Raw genomic sequence first — 14,595 nt, 5'->3', positions numbered from 1 at the left:
CGCCCGCCCGAACGCCAACCCGGCGGCAAGGCCGGTGAGCGACGACCAAGCTGTTGTCAGCCGCTGGTTCTATGGTCGGCCCCATGACATCAGACCTGGTCCAGGACTCATGGACTCGCATCGACGCGTGGCTGCGCGAGCACGCGCCCCGCACGTTCGCCACGCTTCGGCCGCCCGCGGGCGACGAGGAGATCGCGGCAGCGCAACAGGAACTGGGGGTCACCTTTCCTCCGGACCTGGTCGCTTCGCTCCTCCGGCACAACGGCGCGCTGGAGGGACCCGAGGCCTTCCGCTTCGGCACGGGCGACCGGCTGCTCGGAGTGAGCGGAATCCTCGGGGACACCGGGTTCATGCGCGGCATCGACCAGGGTCCCGACGGCGAGGACGAAGACTACTGGCTTCACGATTACGTGAAGTTCGGTTCTTACGATGTGACGTCGGACGGCCTTCTGGTGGACTGCCGTACCGGGCGGGACTCCTTCGGTGCGATCGGACGGTTCTTCGACGAGACCGGCACCAGTTTCGGGCAGGCCGACTCGCTGGGGGAGTATCTGGCCGAACTGGCCGACACGCTCGAGCGCGGCCAGGACGCCGGTGTCGTCACCTTCAACGGCCGGCTGTTCTGGGAGGTGCGTCCGCCGGCCAGGCCGCAGTACAGTGCCGACGAGCCCCTTCCCGCACCGGATGAGCGGCTGCCGGAGCTGGACCTGTCCTACAGCCCCACCGACCTCCTCCACGTGAGCCATCTGGACGGGCATGAGGAACTCGGTGCGCTGATCGCGACCCTGCCGTACGAGCAGGTGGTCGACGCCGCTCGGAAGCAGCTGCGCAGACTGGCGGTCGACACGGGCCTGAACAACTACCCGGAGGTCAAGACGGCCCTGGACGCGTGGGAGCGCGGTGTGGCCCCGCCTCGGCCCGACCAGACCGGCCCGCTCGCCTTGCGACTCCGCGCGGTGCTCGCACAGGCCGCCACCGGCCGAGACCACACGCGCAGGTCGGCCGCGGAGAAGATAGCCCTCGGGATCTGGGGGTCCCCGTACAGGTCCGTGTGCGAGAGCGCGGAGACCAGGAGTCACTTCACTCTCGACTGGCGTGCGGATCTGCACGCGGACCTGGGCCATCAGCCCCTGCCACCGATACCTGACGACCGATTCTGGGGAGCGCTGCGCAACCCCGCCATCGACTCCAGCTGGTACGCGGCCCAGTACGGCCAGGATCAGGACTGACCCCAAGGGTCTCGACTCCGCGTGAGCGCTTCCTGCGGCGGTTGTCGCCGGACGAAGCGCTCACCGAGAGTTCGCCTCCAGACACCTGGGGAAGGTTCGATGCCGGAGTGGTGGACTGGGCGCAGATGCGTGACTGCTGGTTCGAGGTAGATCGTGTCCCGGAGCTCTTGGAGCAGGTCGAGCGCGATGACGACCCAGACGCGTGGAAGGAGCTGGGATGGCGGCTTGTCCTTGAGCATGACCTGGTCTCCCCGGCCAGTTTCGCAGCGCTGCCTCGCCTGGTGCGTCTTGCGCCTCGCCGTGCTCAGGCGCGGGCCCTCGCGGGGGAGATCCTCGAGCGTGCGGCGGGCCACCACGGCTGCGATCATCTCGTGGCAGGCTGTGCCGACGCCATCGCGCAGTTCCGCGAAGTGCTGAACCGGCACCTGAGGTCGCGGCCGACTGACTACCTCGTGTCCTTCCGAGCCCTGCTCTCAGCCGCGGAGGAGTACCACTGGGCGGCGGTTCTGGGCGACTTCAAGGATGACTTCTATCCGCTGGACTGTCCCCACTGCGGCGTGGAGATCACGATTGCGATCGGCGACTACGGGCGGTACTCCGCGATCCGGGACTGGGACCTGGGCGACGTGCGGCGACGCGGCCTGCGCCCGGCGGTCGCCGAGAGGCTCACCGGAACCGGCAAGTGGATGCACGAGACGGCCGTCCGCGACGGGCAGGTGGCGCTCGCCGACGGAATCTCCCACCTCTTCGGTCATGCGGAGTGCCCGAGCTGCGCCAGCGTCTTCAACGTCGCGGACGAGTACACCTCCGCCAACCGTCCGGTCCTGCGGCAAGCCGGTTCCGACGGATCCTCGGCTGCAACGTACGGGATGAGCCACAGCCGGATCGCGGCGGCGACGTAAGGCGACGTGAAGCGCGGTGTCCGTGCCTGAAGGCTGTATCTCAGGCGCGACCGCCGAAGAAGTGCCGGGCCGCCAGGGCCGTCCGGGGCCGGCACCCGTAGCGGCTCGGGCTGTGCGCCAAGTCGCGCTCTCGTTGTCGGAATGTTTTGGTGGTGACGTCATGCCCCTCCCGGGTCGCGGGCGACTCCGGTGGAGCATGCGAAGGACATCGACGTGCGGACGCGGGCGAGGTGGCTGTGATGGCGCAGGATCTGGAGCGGTTGGCCGCGGAGGCCTACGTCTACGGGTTCCCGCTCGTGTTCAACCTGGAGCAGGTGCGGCGGTTCACGGAGGACGGGCTGGGAAGCCTCCCTCCCTCTCCGTTCAACACCTTCAGCCATGCCGCACAGCTCGCCGGCCCCGAGGACGACTTCGTCAGCATCAACAACGACACCGTCTACTCGATCGCTCAGATGGATCTTGGTGGTGGGGCGGCCCTGCTGCGCGTTCCCGACACCGACGGGCGCTACTACGTCCTGCAGTTCGTCGACGCCTGGACCAACAACTTCGCCTACGTCGGCCGCCGCGCCACCGGAACCGGCGCCGGGGACTTCCTGCTCACCCCGCCCGACTGGAACGGCGAGGTTCCTGCCGGGGCCACCCGCATCGCCTCGCCCACCTCGGTGTGCTCCATCGTGGGACGGTGGGCCTGTGACGGCCCGGACGACCTGCCCGCCGTCGCGGCCCTACAGCAGGCCCTGGTCCTCCAGGCGCCTCCCGCCGGTGCGGGGCTGCCCGCCCCCGACCCGTCGGCCGCCGCCGATCTCGTGTTCTTCGAAAAGCTCCGCCGCTGGATGCGGGCTTTCCCGCCCGCCCGGGCCGAGCGCGAGTACCAGCAGCGGTTCGCCCCGCTGGGGCTTCTGGACCCCGGTTCCCCGTACGCCTCGCCGGCCCCGGAACTCGCTCAGGCACTGCGCTCGGGACTGAAGGCGGGGGAGGAACAGGTCGAGCACTTCACTTCCCACGGCAGCAGCCCGGAGCAGAACGGATGGAAGCTCACCTACCACGCGTTCGACTACAACCTGGACCACTTCGGTCCGGGAACCGTGGACGACCCGCAGTGGATCATCCAGGACCGCGCCGAAGCCCGCGCGGTCCGTGCGGCCGCGGCCCGGGCGGGGCTGTGGGGCAACCACGGATACGAAGCCGCCTACGCCATGACCTGGAACGACGGCTCCGGGCAGGCCCTCGACGGCCGGCGCGCCTACACCCTGCGGTTCGACGTCCCGCCGCCGGTCGGCGCGTTCTGGTCGGTGACGATGTACGACCTGCCCGGGTACTTCCTGGTCGCCAACCCCATCGACCGATACTCCATCGGCGACCGCACTCCGGGCCTGCGCTACGCCGACGACGGCTCGCTGACGATCCACCTGGGGCCCGACGCTCCGGCCGACCCGTCCCAGCGCGCCAACTGGCTCCCCACCCCGGCCGGCCCCTTCCGTCCCATCCTGCGCATGTACCAGCCTCAGGCGGCTGTCTTCGACGGTACGTTCGCCGTCCCGCCCCTCACTCCCGAGCTCTGACGCGCACTGGTTCGGAGCGTCGACCGGACGGGCGGAGCAGCTGGCGGTTCCGGTCACGGGCCCCGTCGGCCCGCCCCTCGCCCGCTCACACACGGCCGTCCCCAGCCCCCGAACTGTCGCAGCCGCAACACCGTGAATGTCTCCACCCGTGACGGCTCAGCCCTCAACGCCCTTGAATGCAGCGGAAATGCCTGCTTCATGACCTCCTGGAGGGCGTATTAGAGCGGGGTGTTCCCGTCGGGTGTGAAGGGGGCGCCGTGGCCGGGCACGACCAGGTCCGCGACGGCGAGCACCCGCTGCCGGGAGGCGCGCAGCAGGGCGCGGTCCGGGGCGACCGGGTCGTCGGCGGGGCCGGCCGCGTGCCACCACAGGTCACCGGCGAAGGCGACGACGCCCTCGGCGGTGCCGGCGAGGAGGGTGATGTCCTCGGCGCTGTGGCCGGGGGTGCGGATCAGCCGTAGGGACGGGGTGAGTTCGTGTCCCTCGGCGTCCCGGTTCGTCCACCCGTCGCCCGCGTACTCGACCCGGTGGTCGTGGACGCGGGCGCGGGGGAAGAGGCCGGCGTTCAGGGTGTTGTCCGGGTGGTGGTGGCTGAGCACGACGTCGGTGACGTCGTCGGGGCCGAGGCCGAGTGCGGCGAGCGGGTCGAGGATGGCGCCCACGTGGGCCACCATGCCCGGGTCGAAGATCACGTGCCGGTCGCCCTCCGTGATGTACGAGACGGTGGCGGCGACGCCGGGGCCGGTGGAGCCCACGTAGCCGGTGGTGAGGACGGTGAAGCGGGCGCCCCGGCCAAGCGGCGCGTCGGTGGCGGTGGCGGTGGCGTGCGTCGTGTTCGTGGTCATGAGGTCGATCCTTCCGGGGCGGCACACCGGAAACGAGTGGCACGTATGCCACTGATCGCGGGATTCGTGCCACCCCGGCCGGAGAGCTGCCCGGCGGGCGGCGGGCGGCGGGCGGCGGGCGGCGGGCGGCGGATCGCGGAGGGCGTGGCAGACTGCCCACGTGTCCGCCTTCACCACCGTCGCCGCCTACACGCCCGCCGGTGTCGGCCTGCTCGCCGTCGGCGTGGTCACGGAGGTATTCGGCCCGCACGGCGAGGGGGTGCCGGGCTTCGACCTCGCCCTGTGCGCGGACCGGCCGGGCCCGGTGCGTACGGACGGCGGGATACCGCTCTCGGTCCCGCACGGACTCGACCGGCTGGCCTCGGCGGATCTGGTGATCGCCCTGCCGGGGGCGGACTTCCGTACCCCGCCCGGGCCCGCCGTGCTCGCCGCCTTCCGGGACGCCCACGCGCGCGGCGCGCTGGTGGCGGCGCACTGCGTCGGGGCTTTCACGCTGGCCGCGGCCGGGCTGCTGGACGGGCGCCGGGCCACCACCCACTGGCGGTTCGCGGAGTTGCTGGCCCGCCGCCACCCGGAGATCACGGTCGACGCCACGGCCCTGTACGTGGACGAGGGCACGATCGCCACCGGCGCCGGCGCGGCGGCCGGCTTCGACCTGTGTCTGCACCTCCTGCGCCGGGAGCACGGGGCGGCCCTCGCCAACGCGGTAGCCCGGGACGTCGTGCTGCCCTCGCACCGCGACGGGGGGCAGGCCCAGTACCTCGCCGCGCCGGCCCCCGAGACGGGCCGGGACGAGCACCTCGCCGAGGTGCTCGCCTGGGCCCGCGCCCATGTCCACGAGCCGCTGACCGTCACGGAGTTGGCCCGCCGGGCCGTCATGAGCCGACGCACCTTCGCGCGCCGCTTCACCGCAGCCACCGGTACGACCCCGCACGCCTGGCTGCGCGGACTGCGGCTGAGCGCCGCTGAGGAGCTCCTGGAGACGACGGACCTGTCCGTGGAGGAGGTCGCCCGGCGCGTCGGCTACGGCAGCGCGGCGGTACTCCGGGAGCAGTTCGTGCGCCGTCGGGGGGTGCCGCCCCGTACCTACCGGCGGACGTTCACGTCGACGCCGTAGCGGGAGAGACGAGGAGAGAGCGGGGCGACCGGATTCGAACCGGCGTCCTCCGAGATGGCATCGCGGTGCATTACCTCTGTGCTACGACCCCGCTCCCAGGCCACCGAGTGTAGAGCCTGCCTCCCAGAGCGGGTTGCGAGTACGTCATCGGTTGTCGTCCCCGGTCGGTCGGAGGCGGGCAACTCGCGCGCCATGCCTGAGAGACCACCCCCTCGCGTGACGACGCGATCGCACCAGTCGCAGACACTGCCGAGCAGGCACCCGCAGGCGGGCCCCGAAGGGCAGACAGCACGCATCGGGCACTGGAGCCGGATCGCCCCGGGTCGACCCGGGGCAATCCGGCGTCCCGGCGTCTGAGACGCTTCTTCGATGTGGCGGGAACAGATCCTCCAGACGATGGCCGGTGCTGAGCTCGATGCCCCGGCCGGAGAGCAAGCGCTGGCCGTGGTCGAAAGCACGCTCGGACAGCCGCTGCCCCCGCAGTTGGCCGGTCTGCTGCGAGAGTGCAACGGCGTGCGAGGACGCCACGGTCTCGACGTCGTCTGGAGCGCCGAGCGGATCGCGAAGGACAACGCGGACTTCCGCAGCGCCCGAGACTTCACCGAGCTGTACATGCCCTTCGAACCGCTGATGTTCTTCGGCGACAACGGGGGAGGGGACCAGTTCGCCTTCGTCCGAACCCCGCAACGCGACGAGGTCTTCGTCTGGGACCACGAGACGGACAGCCGCTACCTGGTCTCCTACAGCCTGGACCAGTACATCGAACGGGCCCTGCGGTCGACCGGAGACTGGTACCGGTAGACCGGCCTCGGAAGACAGCACCCTTGGACCGACGCCCCTGCCGACCGGTGCGAGCCCCTGGACCGGCCGGCGACGCGAGGCCTACGCCAGGTGTACGACCGAACGTTCAACCCCATGGGCCGAGTTCGGCCCGCCCTCCGTCCGCGAGCGGCACGCTCGTCGGTCGGTGCTCCGCAGCCGGCGTGCTGCTGTCGCCGGGCGGACGGGCTCAGACAGCGATCGCGAAGACCCACAGGTGCGGATCGGGACCCGGCAGGATCACGTAGTGGACGAGGGCGGCGCGGGTGGTGATGACACGTACGGATTCGTCCATCTCGTACTTGTCGGCCTGAGGCCAGGACCAGGGATCCTCACAGGCGCGGACGATGGCCTGCTGGAGTTCCGCCCGTTCGGCCATGGGCAGGGAACGGATGGTCTGGCCGACGGTCGACGCGAACCTCGCGGGGATCGCGGTCACGGACCGAAGACCTCCGCCATGGACATCGCCCCGTCCTCGGACCGGCCGCTGTCCACGTAATGCCGGTAGGCGCCACGCGCCAGTTCCAGCGCGCGCTCCTCACGATCAGGCGCTCCTGGCGTCTCGGCAGCGCGAAGCACCCGTTCCACGTACTCCTGCACGGGCAGCCCGTACCGGCGAGCGGACTCGACCACCTGGTCCGCCAGGCGGTCCTCAATGGACAACGTCAACTCGGTCATGTGACGAGCGTAGCGACCCGACCACGGGCACGGCAGAGGACCAGTGGGAAACACGCCCTCTGAGACGTGACCCTCCTCAACTCGCCCGTCTCCGCTTGCGAGGGGGGCGAGGTGGGTGGACAAGAGCGTCGAGCGCGCCCACGGTCGCAAGGACATGGGCTGGGCCGCGAGTCGACCGCTCTCCCGCGCACCACCAGGACAGCTGCTCGTCCGCTTCCCGCGGATGCATGCCCAGGCCATGCTCGGCGCACAGAGGCCACGCCTGCCACAGAAGCTCGGTGACGGTCTCCTGCGCGGCATCGGCGACGATCGCCAGCGCAGAGGCAGGGTCGTCCGCCGGGTCCGGTTCCAGGTAATTGCCGTGCCACTCGCCGCTGGCCAGAGCGACGTAGACGTTCTCCGGCTCGTCCGCATCGTACGGTGGAACAGCCAGCAGTTGCAGGGGCTCCTGCTCGGGAAGGGTCACCGCCAGGTCCCGGTTGAGAAGGGCGAGAGCCCGGTCCCACATGGGGTACTCGCCTGGCGAGACGCGACGGGGCTCGGGGGGATCGAAAAGAGTGTGCATGGGCACCATCCTGCGCCACGCAGACACAACCCCATCGCTACATCGAGGCTGTGCCCCCGGGGGCATGGCGGTGGTCGGTGGCGGGCCGAAGAGCTGGATCAGGCGGACGAGGTCACCTGTGTGCTTGGCCTGCCCCGGGATCCGATCCGTGCGTGGTCGACTGGTCTGCAGCCCGATGCGGCCGCGCGGTTCGCCGACGGCTGGGGTTGCCCCTGGGGGAGGTGCGGTCGGCGGAGGTGTGGGCGGTGACCAGGGGGTGAGGGTTGGCGCGGGCGGGCCGGCGGCGAGAGGGACCACGAGTCCTCGCGTGCCGGGCGCGGGCGGTCGCTGGGCTGAGCGGCGGACAGGGGCGTGGCGTGAGAGCTGTCCGAAGGCCGGTGGACCGTACGGGTCCGTACCGCATCCCATTTTGGAGGGTCGGATCTCCACCAGCCGCGCAGCCGGGAGTCCCTCGGCTCAGGTCGTCGCTACGCCGATGGCGGCCCCGCCCGCCGCGCATGTCCCCGACGTCCGGCCTTCCCGGTCCTTCCGGCGGCGCAGAGCGCACGCGCCTCTGGGCCGCGGCCCGGTCCGGCTGGTGGAAAGCAGCCCGCCATGCCGCCCGTCACCTTCGTGGACGGAACCCTCGCGCTGACCCTCGCGGCCGACCTCGCCGTCGCCGACCGCGCGACCGCCGTACGGGGTCTGCAGGCTCTCGTACTCTTCCACCGCCCCCACCACGTGCGTGTCCAGGTGGCGTCCGGGCGGATCATGCGGATGCGCCGGCGCCGGTCACCAGATCGATCAGCCCCGGCAGTCCCGCCTCCTCCAGAGCACGGCGCTGGCGCTCGGCCGGTGTGCCGCGGTTCAGGAGCCGATCGACGAGCCCGCTCACCAGGCGGAGATCACCCGCGTCCTCCAGGGCGGCGGTGATGTGTCGCAGGAGGGCGTACAGCACGTCCGGGCCGCGGTGCGGGCGCCCCAGCGGATCCAGCAGGATCCCGTTCAGACCGTGCCGGGCGGCGTGCCAGTTCGCGACCTGCGTCAGCTCCGGCGCGACCTCGGGGAGGGGCATCTCGGCCTTCTCCTCCGCGATGGCCGTGGCCACCAGCCCTCGGATGATCCCGGCGAGCATGACGGCGTCGTCGGGGCGCAGCTGGACGTCCAGGCAGCGCACTTCGACCGTGGGGTAGCTGTCGGACAGACGGGCCTGCCAGTAGACCTGCCCCCGGTCGGTGATCACGCCGGACTCCACCAACCGCTCCAGCCGCTGCTCGTAGTCGCAGAGCCCGTCGAAGTGCGGCGGCGGGCCACTGACGGGCCAACGACCGAAGATGATGGTGCGCCAACTCGCGAACCCGGTGTCCCGACGCTCCCACAGAGGGGAGTTGGCGGACATCGCCAGCAGGGTGGGGAGCCAGCCCCGGATCCGGTTCAGCACCGCCACGCCCGTCTCCGGATCGGGGACTCCCACGTGCACGTGCATGCCGCAGATCAACTGCTCGTCGACCAACTGGCGAGCCGCTCCCTCCATCATGAGATAGCGCGGTGTGGGGGTCACGGGCACGGGCAGGTCACCCCGCAACGGCGCGGCCCCCGTCGCGGCCACCCGGACGCCGCTCGCCTCGGCGGCGGTGGCGACCGCGTGACGCAGCCTCAGCAGGTGGCCTCCCACTTCATCGAGGCTCCAGCACACGGGCGTGGCCACCTCGATCTGCGCCTGCAGCAACTCGTCCTGAATCTCGACGCCGTCCGCGAAGGGTCCCAGACCTGCCGCGCGGCGCACCTCCGCCGCCACCGGGACCGGGACGGCTGTCACCGGGTCCACCAGCAGATACTCCTCTTCCACGCCCATGGTGATCACAGGTCGCGCCTACCCCGGCACTTCTTGATCACCCGTCCTCGGCGTCCCCTCGCACCTGTCGAAGAACGGCTGGAGCCCACCACAGGCCGAATGGCCGGCCGTCGATGAACAGGCGCCGGCTTCGACGCCGGGTGAGACCGGTACACGTTCGTCCCCTCTCCCCTCACCGACCGTTACTGCAGGGGCCGGCGCAGCGCACTGGCACTCCGGTCCCACGCCTCGCGGATGTGGGCGGTGAGGCGGTCCTCCAACAGGACGGTCGCGGCGCAGCCGAAGGCGATGTCGGGCTCCAGAGCGGGCTCGTCGGTCAGGAGCCCGTCGACGACGCCGTGGCGCACCACCTGCTCGTGGACGGCGTCGGCCTCCACGTGTTCGGCGTAGAAGCGTTCCGCCGCGGCTCCCGCCCCGCAGCGCCGCATGGCCTTGGCCAAGCGCCTGGATCCGGGTGACGACGTGATCTCGACACTGGCGAAGTGGCCGACGAGGGCGCCGCGCAGAGCGCGGTGGAGCCCGAGCAGGGACATCAGGTTCACGGTCGCCAGGAGCGGGGCGGGCGCGTGGTCCACGTACCGGCCGTAGGCGTTGTCGAGGTCGAGGTCGTCCATGAGGGCCGCGAAGAGCCGTGCGTGGACGCGGTCGGCGCGGCCGGCGCCGAACTCGTCGTACTCGATGGCGACCATGGCGGCCTTGGCCCGGCCGGTGAGCCGGGGGATCACCCAGGCATGCGGGTCGGCTTCCTTGAGGTGGTAGAGGGAACGCAGGGCCGCGTACTCGCGCAGCTGCCACAACTCCCCGTCCGTCGCCAGGTACTGGCTGAGGCTGCCGGTGAGGTCCACGGGCTCGACGAGCAGGGGCGCGAAGGCTTCGGAGACGGTCCGCGGCGCATCGGTCAGCTCGGCGCGCAGGGCGTTGAGGAAGCGCGATTCCAGCGCCCGCCGCAACCGCAGGAGGTCGGGGTCCCACTCCCGGGCGTCGTCCACCCCCTCGAAGCCCCGGTAGTGCAGCTCGTACAGGAGGTAGAGGGCGAGGTGCAGGTCCTCGCCCCAGGGGTCGGCGCGCCGCACCGCCACGGCCGCGTGGCGCGGCGCGGCGCCCGAGCGGAGGGCCCGCGTCACGGCGCGGGACAGCTCGCCCCGCTCCTCCACGAGGCGGGGAGCCCTGTCGGCGACCACCGGGCTCGGGCTCGGAGGGGGCATCACTGCTTCCTTTCCTCGGCCTGCCGCCCGGCTCGCTCGCGGCGGCGATGACTGGTGTCGCACCAGGGGTACGCGCGACTGCGCCGACACGTACAGATGGCGACGGAGAAGCGGTCGGAACGGGCGACCGTCCCGTCGGCCAGAACGATCTCGACGGGGCCCTCCACGACCACGGGCCCCTCGGGGTCCACGAACACCCGGCACGCGGACGTGCGGGCCGGGGTGCCGTCAGAGGTTGCGGGCACGGATGACCACCAGTTCCTCTCGCTTCTCGTCCGGGCTCGCCAGGCCCCGCCGCTCCAGCCAGGCCCGTCGCGAACGCAGGACCGGGCCCCACGGGACGGACTCACGCGCCGCGATCGCGGCGGACAAGCCCTCGCCGGTCAGCCGGTCCACGGTCGTCTCCGCCCCGCACATGCCCGAGTGCACCATCAGCAGAACGCCGCCGGGGCGAAGCAGGGAGGCGGCGCCCCGGCAGATGCGGTCGATCACCAGGCGCCCGTCGGGACCCGCGTCCCAGGCCCGCTCCGCACCCCGCAAGGGCAACCGGGTCCCGGGGGACGGAACGTACGGGGGGTTGGTCACGACCAGGTCGAAGCGTCGCCCAGGAGTCCGCTCGGCGAAGTCGCCGTGCAGAACGCGCAGCGGCAACTGGTGGAGCAGGGCGTTCATCCGTGCCGTCACCACCGCGGGCCAGGAGACGTCGACCGCCGTGACCGTGGCGGCGCCCCTGCGCGCGGCGTGGAGGGCGAGTGCACCGGTCCCGGTGCCGATCTCCAGCACGTCGGTGAGGGGCCCGACCTCCTCCTGGGCGAGCGCGGCGGCGAGCAGACGCGTGTCCGCCTGAGGCCGGTAGACGCTCGGGAGGGCGAACAGGCCGCGGGGGAGGGCCCCCGGGGCCAGATCCGTGGTGGTCATCGTGTACCTCGTCTCCGGATGCGAACCCGGCTCGCGTACGAGCCGCTTACGTGGTCGGTGGCCCGCGGGGCCACAGGACGTCGACGCGTGTCAGGGCGAGAAGAGGACCTTGACGGCCCCGTCCTGCTTCTTCTGGAACATGGCGTACGCGTCCGGAGCCTGTTCGAGCGGCAGGCGGTGGGTGGCGAAGTCGTCGACGCCCAGCGGGTCCCCGTCGGTGAGCAGGGGGAGGATGTCGTCGACCCAGCGCAGTACGTTGGCCTGGCCCATGCGCAGCGTCAGCTGCTTGTCGAACATGGTCAGCAGGGGCAGCGGATCGGCCGCGCCGCCGTACACCCCGGACACCGAGACGGTGCCTCCGCGGCGGACGAGGTCGACGGCGGTCCGGAGGGCCGCGAGCCGGTCGACTCCGGCGCGCTTCATCAGCGCCGCGGCCGGCGCGTCCGGTAGGAGGGCGGTCAGGCTCTGGGCGGCCGCGGCGACGCGGCTGCCGTGGGCCTCCATCCCCACGGCGTCGATGACGGCGTCAGGGCCGCGCCCCCCGGTGAGGGACCGGACGGCGTCGGACAGGTCGTCGCCGCACTCCTTCAGGTCCAGGGCGTGGACGCCGCGTCGACGCGCCCTCTCCAGCCGCTCGGGGACGAGATCGACGCCGATGACCGTGCCGGCTCCGCGGTGGGCGGCGATGCGGCAGCTCATGTCGCCGATGGGACCGAGTCCGAGGACCGCGACGCTGCCTCCCGGCGGCACTTCCGCGTACGCGACGGCCTGCCAGGCCGTGGGCAGGACGTCGGAGAGGTAGACGAACCGGTCGTCGGGCGGCCCGTCCGGAACCGGGATCGGCAGCGAGTTCCCGAACGGCACGCGCAGGTACTCCGCCTGCCCGCCCGGGACCTGGCCGTAGAGCTTCGTGTACCCGAACAGCGAGGCGCCCGTGCCGTGCTCCCGTACCTGCGTCGTCTCGCACTGGGAGTGCAGCCCGTGACCGCACATGAAGCACGACCCGCACGAGATGTTGAACGGGATCACCACCCGGTCCCCGGGCTTCAGCACGGTGACCTCCGGTCCCACCTCCTCGACGACTCCCATGGGCTCGTGCCCCAGGATGTCGCCGGGATCGAGGAACGCGCCGAGGACTTCGTAGAGGTGCAGGTCGGAACCGCACAGACCCGTCGTCGTGATCCTGACGATCACGTCTTCGCCGTCCCGGATCACCGGATCGGGAACGGTGTCCACGCGTACGTCCCTCTTGCCCTGCCACGTGAGCGCCCTCATGACGCCTCCTCATCGACCGTGTCGTGCTGGTGTCGTGCTCGTGTCGTCGTCTCTCGTCCGCGTCGCCCGGCCATCGCTCGTCCGCGGGCGCCGCCCGCCCGCTCACCCGTCGCGCACCACCCGAACGCTCGTGACCGCGGTGTCGACGGCATCCGGCACGACCATGCCCGCCTCCACCCCGGTCCGCAGGTAGCGCAGAACGTCGCCGTTCAGGCGCTCCCCCGGCACCACCGCCGGAATGCCCGGCGGGTAGGGGGTCAGCATCTCGGCGGCGATCCGGCCGTCCGCCTCCTCCCAGGACACCTGCTCCGTACGGCCGAAGAAGGCGTCCCGCGGAAGCATCACCTGCTCCAGCCGCAGCGTCGACGGCGGCGGGATCTCGACGGTTCGGCCCGAGCGCACCTCCGCCCGCCGCTCGGACAGCTCCGTCAGGCCCGCCACGAGTGCTTCCGCCGTGTCGGTGTCGTCGGCGTGGGTGAACTGGGCGCTGATGCGGCGGTGGTCGGCGATGTGGAGGTTGATCCGGTGGTGCGCACGCAGCCAGTCGGCGGCCCGGTAGCCGGTGGTCTCCCACGCGCTGATGTCCATGATGATCTGGAGGGGGTCCATGTCCGCGGCCCGACCGGGCCCGCAGAAGTCGTCCCGGCCGTGGACGCGGATGCCGTCGATCCCGGAGATGCGCTCACGGGTCTTGCGCGCGAGGCCCAGCGCGTGGTCGAACAGGGCCTCGCCGTGTTGGACCATCTGACGGCGCCAGCCGTCCAGAGCGGCGTACATGAGCACGTTGGGGCTGGTGGTGCCCAGCAGGTCCTCCCGGCTCTTGAGCACCTCGGGCCGGACCAGGTCGCCCTGGAGGTGGAACACGGAGCTCTGCTCCAGAGCGGAGCCCATCTTGTGGACGGACGTGACGCACACGTCGGCCCCGGCGTCCATGGCCCAGGTGGGAAGATCGGGGTGGAACGGCAGGTGGGCGCCCCACGCCTCGTCGACGATCAGGGGCCGGCCCCGCCGGTGACAGACCTCGGCGATCGCGGCCAGGTCCGAACAGGTGCCGTAGGGGGTCGGTGTCGTCACCAGCGCACCCCGGGCGTCGGGGTGCTCGGCGAACGCCGCCTCGAACGCCTCGGCCGTCGGGGAGTGGGCCAGGTGGCGCTCGGCATCCCATTGCGGGTCCACCCAGGCGGGCTCGATCCCCGAGAGGATCAGGCCCGACACCACCGACTTGTGGGCGTCGCGGCCGACCAGCAGCTTCTCGTGCGGCCCCGCGACGGACAGCATTGCCGACTTCACCGAGAGCGAGCTGCCGCAGGTGGAGAAGAAGGCGTGGTCGGCGCCGACGGCCTCGGCCATCAGGGCTTGCGCCTCCTCCAGCACACCCCCGGACGAGGTGCGGTCGTCCAGGCCGCTGACCGCGAGGACATCGGCCCGGAACACCGCGTCGCCCAGCACGTCCACCACTCTGGGATCGGTTCCCCTTCCCTGCTTGTGCCCAGGAGGCGTGAACGGGGTCTGGCCCTTCTCGTGGTAGTCCGCCAACGCATCGAGCACGGGTGTCTTCGACTGATCCATAGCGCGCGCCTGCCCCGGCACCGACCATGAAAACGGACATACGGCGGGATTCGGTACGTGCTGCGGAGCGCCGCGCG

15 protein-coding genes and 1 tRNA gene are annotated in these 14,595 nt (G+C 71.6%); 5 read left to right on the top strand and 11 right to left on the bottom strand.

Annotated elements, in window-relative coordinates; all coding sequences use genetic code 11:
- Nucleotides 1-83 precede the first annotated feature (83 nt).
- The 3 genes from IE321_RS03855 to IE321_RS03845 all read left to right on the top strand — a co-directional run bounded on the left by IE321_RS03855 (nucleotide 84) and on the right by IE321_RS03845 (nucleotide 3,693).
- Nucleotides 84-1,229, top strand: a complete 1,146-nt coding sequence (locus IE321_RS03855) for an SMI1/KNR4 family protein (RefSeq protein ID WP_190221776.1) — start codon at nucleotides 84-86, stop codon at nucleotides 1,227-1,229.
- Nucleotides 1,230-1,336: 107 nt separating this feature from the next.
- Complete coding sequence (locus tag IE321_RS03850; protein ID WP_190221775.1) at nucleotides 1,337-2,131, top strand: hypothetical protein; 795 nt, start codon at nucleotides 1,337-1,339, stop codon at nucleotides 2,129-2,131.
- Nucleotides 2,132-2,370: 239 nt separating this feature from the next.
- Entirely contained in the window at nucleotides 2,371-3,693 is a 1,323-nt protein-coding gene (locus tag IE321_RS03845) for a DUF1254 domain-containing protein (RefSeq protein ID WP_190221774.1), read from the top strand.
- A 218-nt stretch (nucleotides 3,694-3,911) separates the two neighbouring features.
- Here IE321_RS03845 and IE321_RS03840 read toward each other — a convergent pair whose 3' ends face one another.
- On the bottom strand, nucleotides 3,912-4,538 hold the full coding sequence (locus IE321_RS03840) for an MBL fold metallo-hydrolase (RefSeq protein WP_190221773.1): 627 nt from the start codon (nucleotides 4,536-4,538) through the stop codon (nucleotides 3,912-3,914).
- Nucleotides 4,539-4,698: 160 nt separating this feature from the next.
- Between IE321_RS03840 and IE321_RS03835 the strand changes: the two genes are divergently transcribed.
- Nucleotides 4,699-5,655: a GlxA family transcriptional regulator gene (locus IE321_RS03835; protein ID WP_226652902.1), complete on the top strand. Its 957-nt coding sequence runs from the start codon at nucleotides 4,699-4,701 to the stop codon at nucleotides 5,653-5,655.
- A gap of 18 nt (nucleotides 5,656-5,673) precedes the next feature.
- Here IE321_RS03835 and IE321_RS03830 read toward each other — a convergent pair.
- Nucleotides 5,674-5,748: transfer RNA gene (locus IE321_RS03830), tRNA-Gly, on the bottom strand.
- 303 nt (nucleotides 5,749-6,051) lie between these two features.
- Here IE321_RS03830 and IE321_RS03825 point away from each other — a divergent pair.
- Complete coding sequence (locus tag IE321_RS03825; RefSeq protein ID WP_226652901.1) at nucleotides 6,052-6,456, top strand: SMI1/KNR4 family protein; 405 nt, start codon at nucleotides 6,052-6,054, stop codon at nucleotides 6,454-6,456.
- A 208-nt stretch (nucleotides 6,457-6,664) separates the two neighbouring features.
- Here the strand turns inward: IE321_RS03825 and IE321_RS03820 are convergent, their stop codons facing one another.
- From IE321_RS03820 to IE321_RS03780, 9 genes are all read right to left on the bottom strand, one after another.
- The gene (locus IE321_RS03820; RefSeq protein ID WP_043220764.1) at nucleotides 6,665-6,913 is read right to left on the bottom strand and encodes a hypothetical protein; all 249 of its coding nucleotides are present in this window, start codon (nucleotides 6,911-6,913) and stop codon (nucleotides 6,665-6,667) included.
- Complete coding sequence (locus tag IE321_RS03815) at nucleotides 6,910-7,152, bottom strand: hypothetical protein (RefSeq protein WP_158983168.1); 243 nt, start codon at nucleotides 7,150-7,152, stop codon at nucleotides 6,910-6,912. The genes IE321_RS03820 and IE321_RS03815 overlap by 4 nt, the downstream gene beginning before the upstream one ends.
- Nucleotides 7,153-7,228: 76 nt before the next feature.
- A complete protein-coding gene (locus IE321_RS03810) occupies nucleotides 7,229-7,717 on the bottom strand; it encodes a hypothetical protein (RefSeq protein ID WP_190221771.1) in 489 nt (162 codons plus the stop codon).
- 748 nt (nucleotides 7,718-8,465) lie between these two features.
- Nucleotides 8,466-9,560 carry a carboxylate-amine ligase gene (locus IE321_RS03805; RefSeq protein WP_190221770.1) on the bottom strand — a complete coding sequence of 365 codons (1,095 nt, stop codon included), beginning with the start codon at nucleotides 9,558-9,560 and terminating at the stop codon, nucleotides 8,466-8,468.
- 173 nt (nucleotides 9,561-9,733) lie between these two features.
- A complete protein-coding gene (locus IE321_RS03800) occupies nucleotides 9,734-10,756 on the bottom strand; it encodes an iron-containing redox enzyme family protein (RefSeq protein WP_190221769.1) in 1,023 nt (340 codons plus the stop codon).
- On the bottom strand, nucleotides 10,756-11,001 hold the full coding sequence (locus IE321_RS03795; protein ID WP_372470309.1) for a CDGSH iron-sulfur domain-containing protein: 246 nt from the start codon (nucleotides 10,999-11,001) through the stop codon (nucleotides 10,756-10,758). The genes IE321_RS03800 and IE321_RS03795 overlap by 1 nt, the downstream gene beginning before the upstream one ends.
- Nucleotides 10,985-11,674, bottom strand: coding sequence for a HemK2/MTQ2 family protein methyltransferase (locus tag IE321_RS03790; RefSeq protein WP_190221768.1), 690 nt, complete (start codon nucleotides 11,672-11,674; stop codon nucleotides 10,985-10,987). The genes IE321_RS03795 and IE321_RS03790 overlap by 17 nt, the downstream gene beginning before the upstream one ends.
- Before the next feature lie 90 nt (nucleotides 11,675-11,764).
- Nucleotides 11,765-12,949: a zinc-dependent alcohol dehydrogenase gene (locus tag IE321_RS03785; protein WP_190221767.1), complete on the bottom strand. Its 1,185-nt coding sequence runs from the start codon at nucleotides 12,947-12,949 to the stop codon at nucleotides 11,765-11,767.
- Between the two features lie 102 nt (nucleotides 12,950-13,051).
- Nucleotides 13,052-14,518 carry an aminotransferase class I/II-fold pyridoxal phosphate-dependent enzyme gene (locus tag IE321_RS03780; RefSeq protein WP_190221766.1) on the bottom strand — a complete coding sequence of 489 codons (1,467 nt, stop codon included), beginning with the start codon at nucleotides 14,516-14,518 and terminating at the stop codon, nucleotides 13,052-13,054.
- Nucleotides 14,519-14,595 lie beyond the last annotated feature (77 nt).

Origin of the sequence: Streptomyces hydrogenans (genome assembly GCF_014656075.1) — a bacterium.
GTDB lineage: Bacteria > Actinomycetota > Actinomycetes > Streptomycetales > Streptomycetaceae > Streptomyces > Streptomyces hydrogenans.
The sequence above is the reverse complement of the archived record's forward strand: the minus strand, read 5'-3'. Positions and strand labels throughout refer to the sequence as shown.

What these genes read in the sequence shown, in the direction of transcription:
- IE321_RS03785 (WP_190221767.1), bottom strand. Translation starts at nt 12,949, where the DNA reads ATGAGGGCGCTCACGTGGCAGGGCAAGAGGGACGTACGCGTGGACACC.
- IE321_RS03840 (WP_190221773.1), bottom strand. Translation starts at nt 4,538, where the DNA reads ATGACCACGAACACGACGCACGCCACCGCCACCGCCACCGACGCGCCG.
- IE321_RS03800 (WP_190221769.1), bottom strand. Translation starts at nt 10,756, where the DNA reads ATGCCCCCTCCGAGCCCGAGCCCGGTGGTCGCCGACAGGGCTCCCCGC.
- IE321_RS03790 (WP_190221768.1), bottom strand. Translation starts at nt 11,674, where the DNA reads ATGACCACCACGGATCTGGCCCCGGGGGCCCTCCCCCGCGGCCTGTTC.
- IE321_RS03855 (WP_190221776.1), top strand. Translation starts at nt 84, where the DNA reads ATGACATCAGACCTGGTCCAGGACTCATGGACTCGCATCGACGCGTGG.
- IE321_RS03810 (WP_190221771.1), bottom strand. Translation starts at nt 7,717, where the DNA reads ATGCACACTCTTTTCGATCCCCCCGAGCCCCGTCGCGTCTCGCCAGGC.
- IE321_RS03815 (WP_158983168.1), bottom strand. Translation starts at nt 7,152, where the DNA reads ATGACCGAGTTGACGTTGTCCATTGAGGACCGCCTGGCGGACCAGGTG.
- IE321_RS03780 (WP_190221766.1), bottom strand. Translation starts at nt 14,518, where the DNA reads ATGGATCAGTCGAAGACACCCGTGCTCGATGCGTTGGCGGACTACCAC.
- IE321_RS03845 (WP_190221774.1), top strand. Translation starts at nt 2,371, where the DNA reads ATGGCGCAGGATCTGGAGCGGTTGGCCGCGGAGGCCTACGTCTACGGG.
- IE321_RS03825 (WP_226652901.1), top strand. Translation starts at nt 6,052, where the DNA reads ATGGCCGGTGCTGAGCTCGATGCCCCGGCCGGAGAGCAAGCGCTGGCC.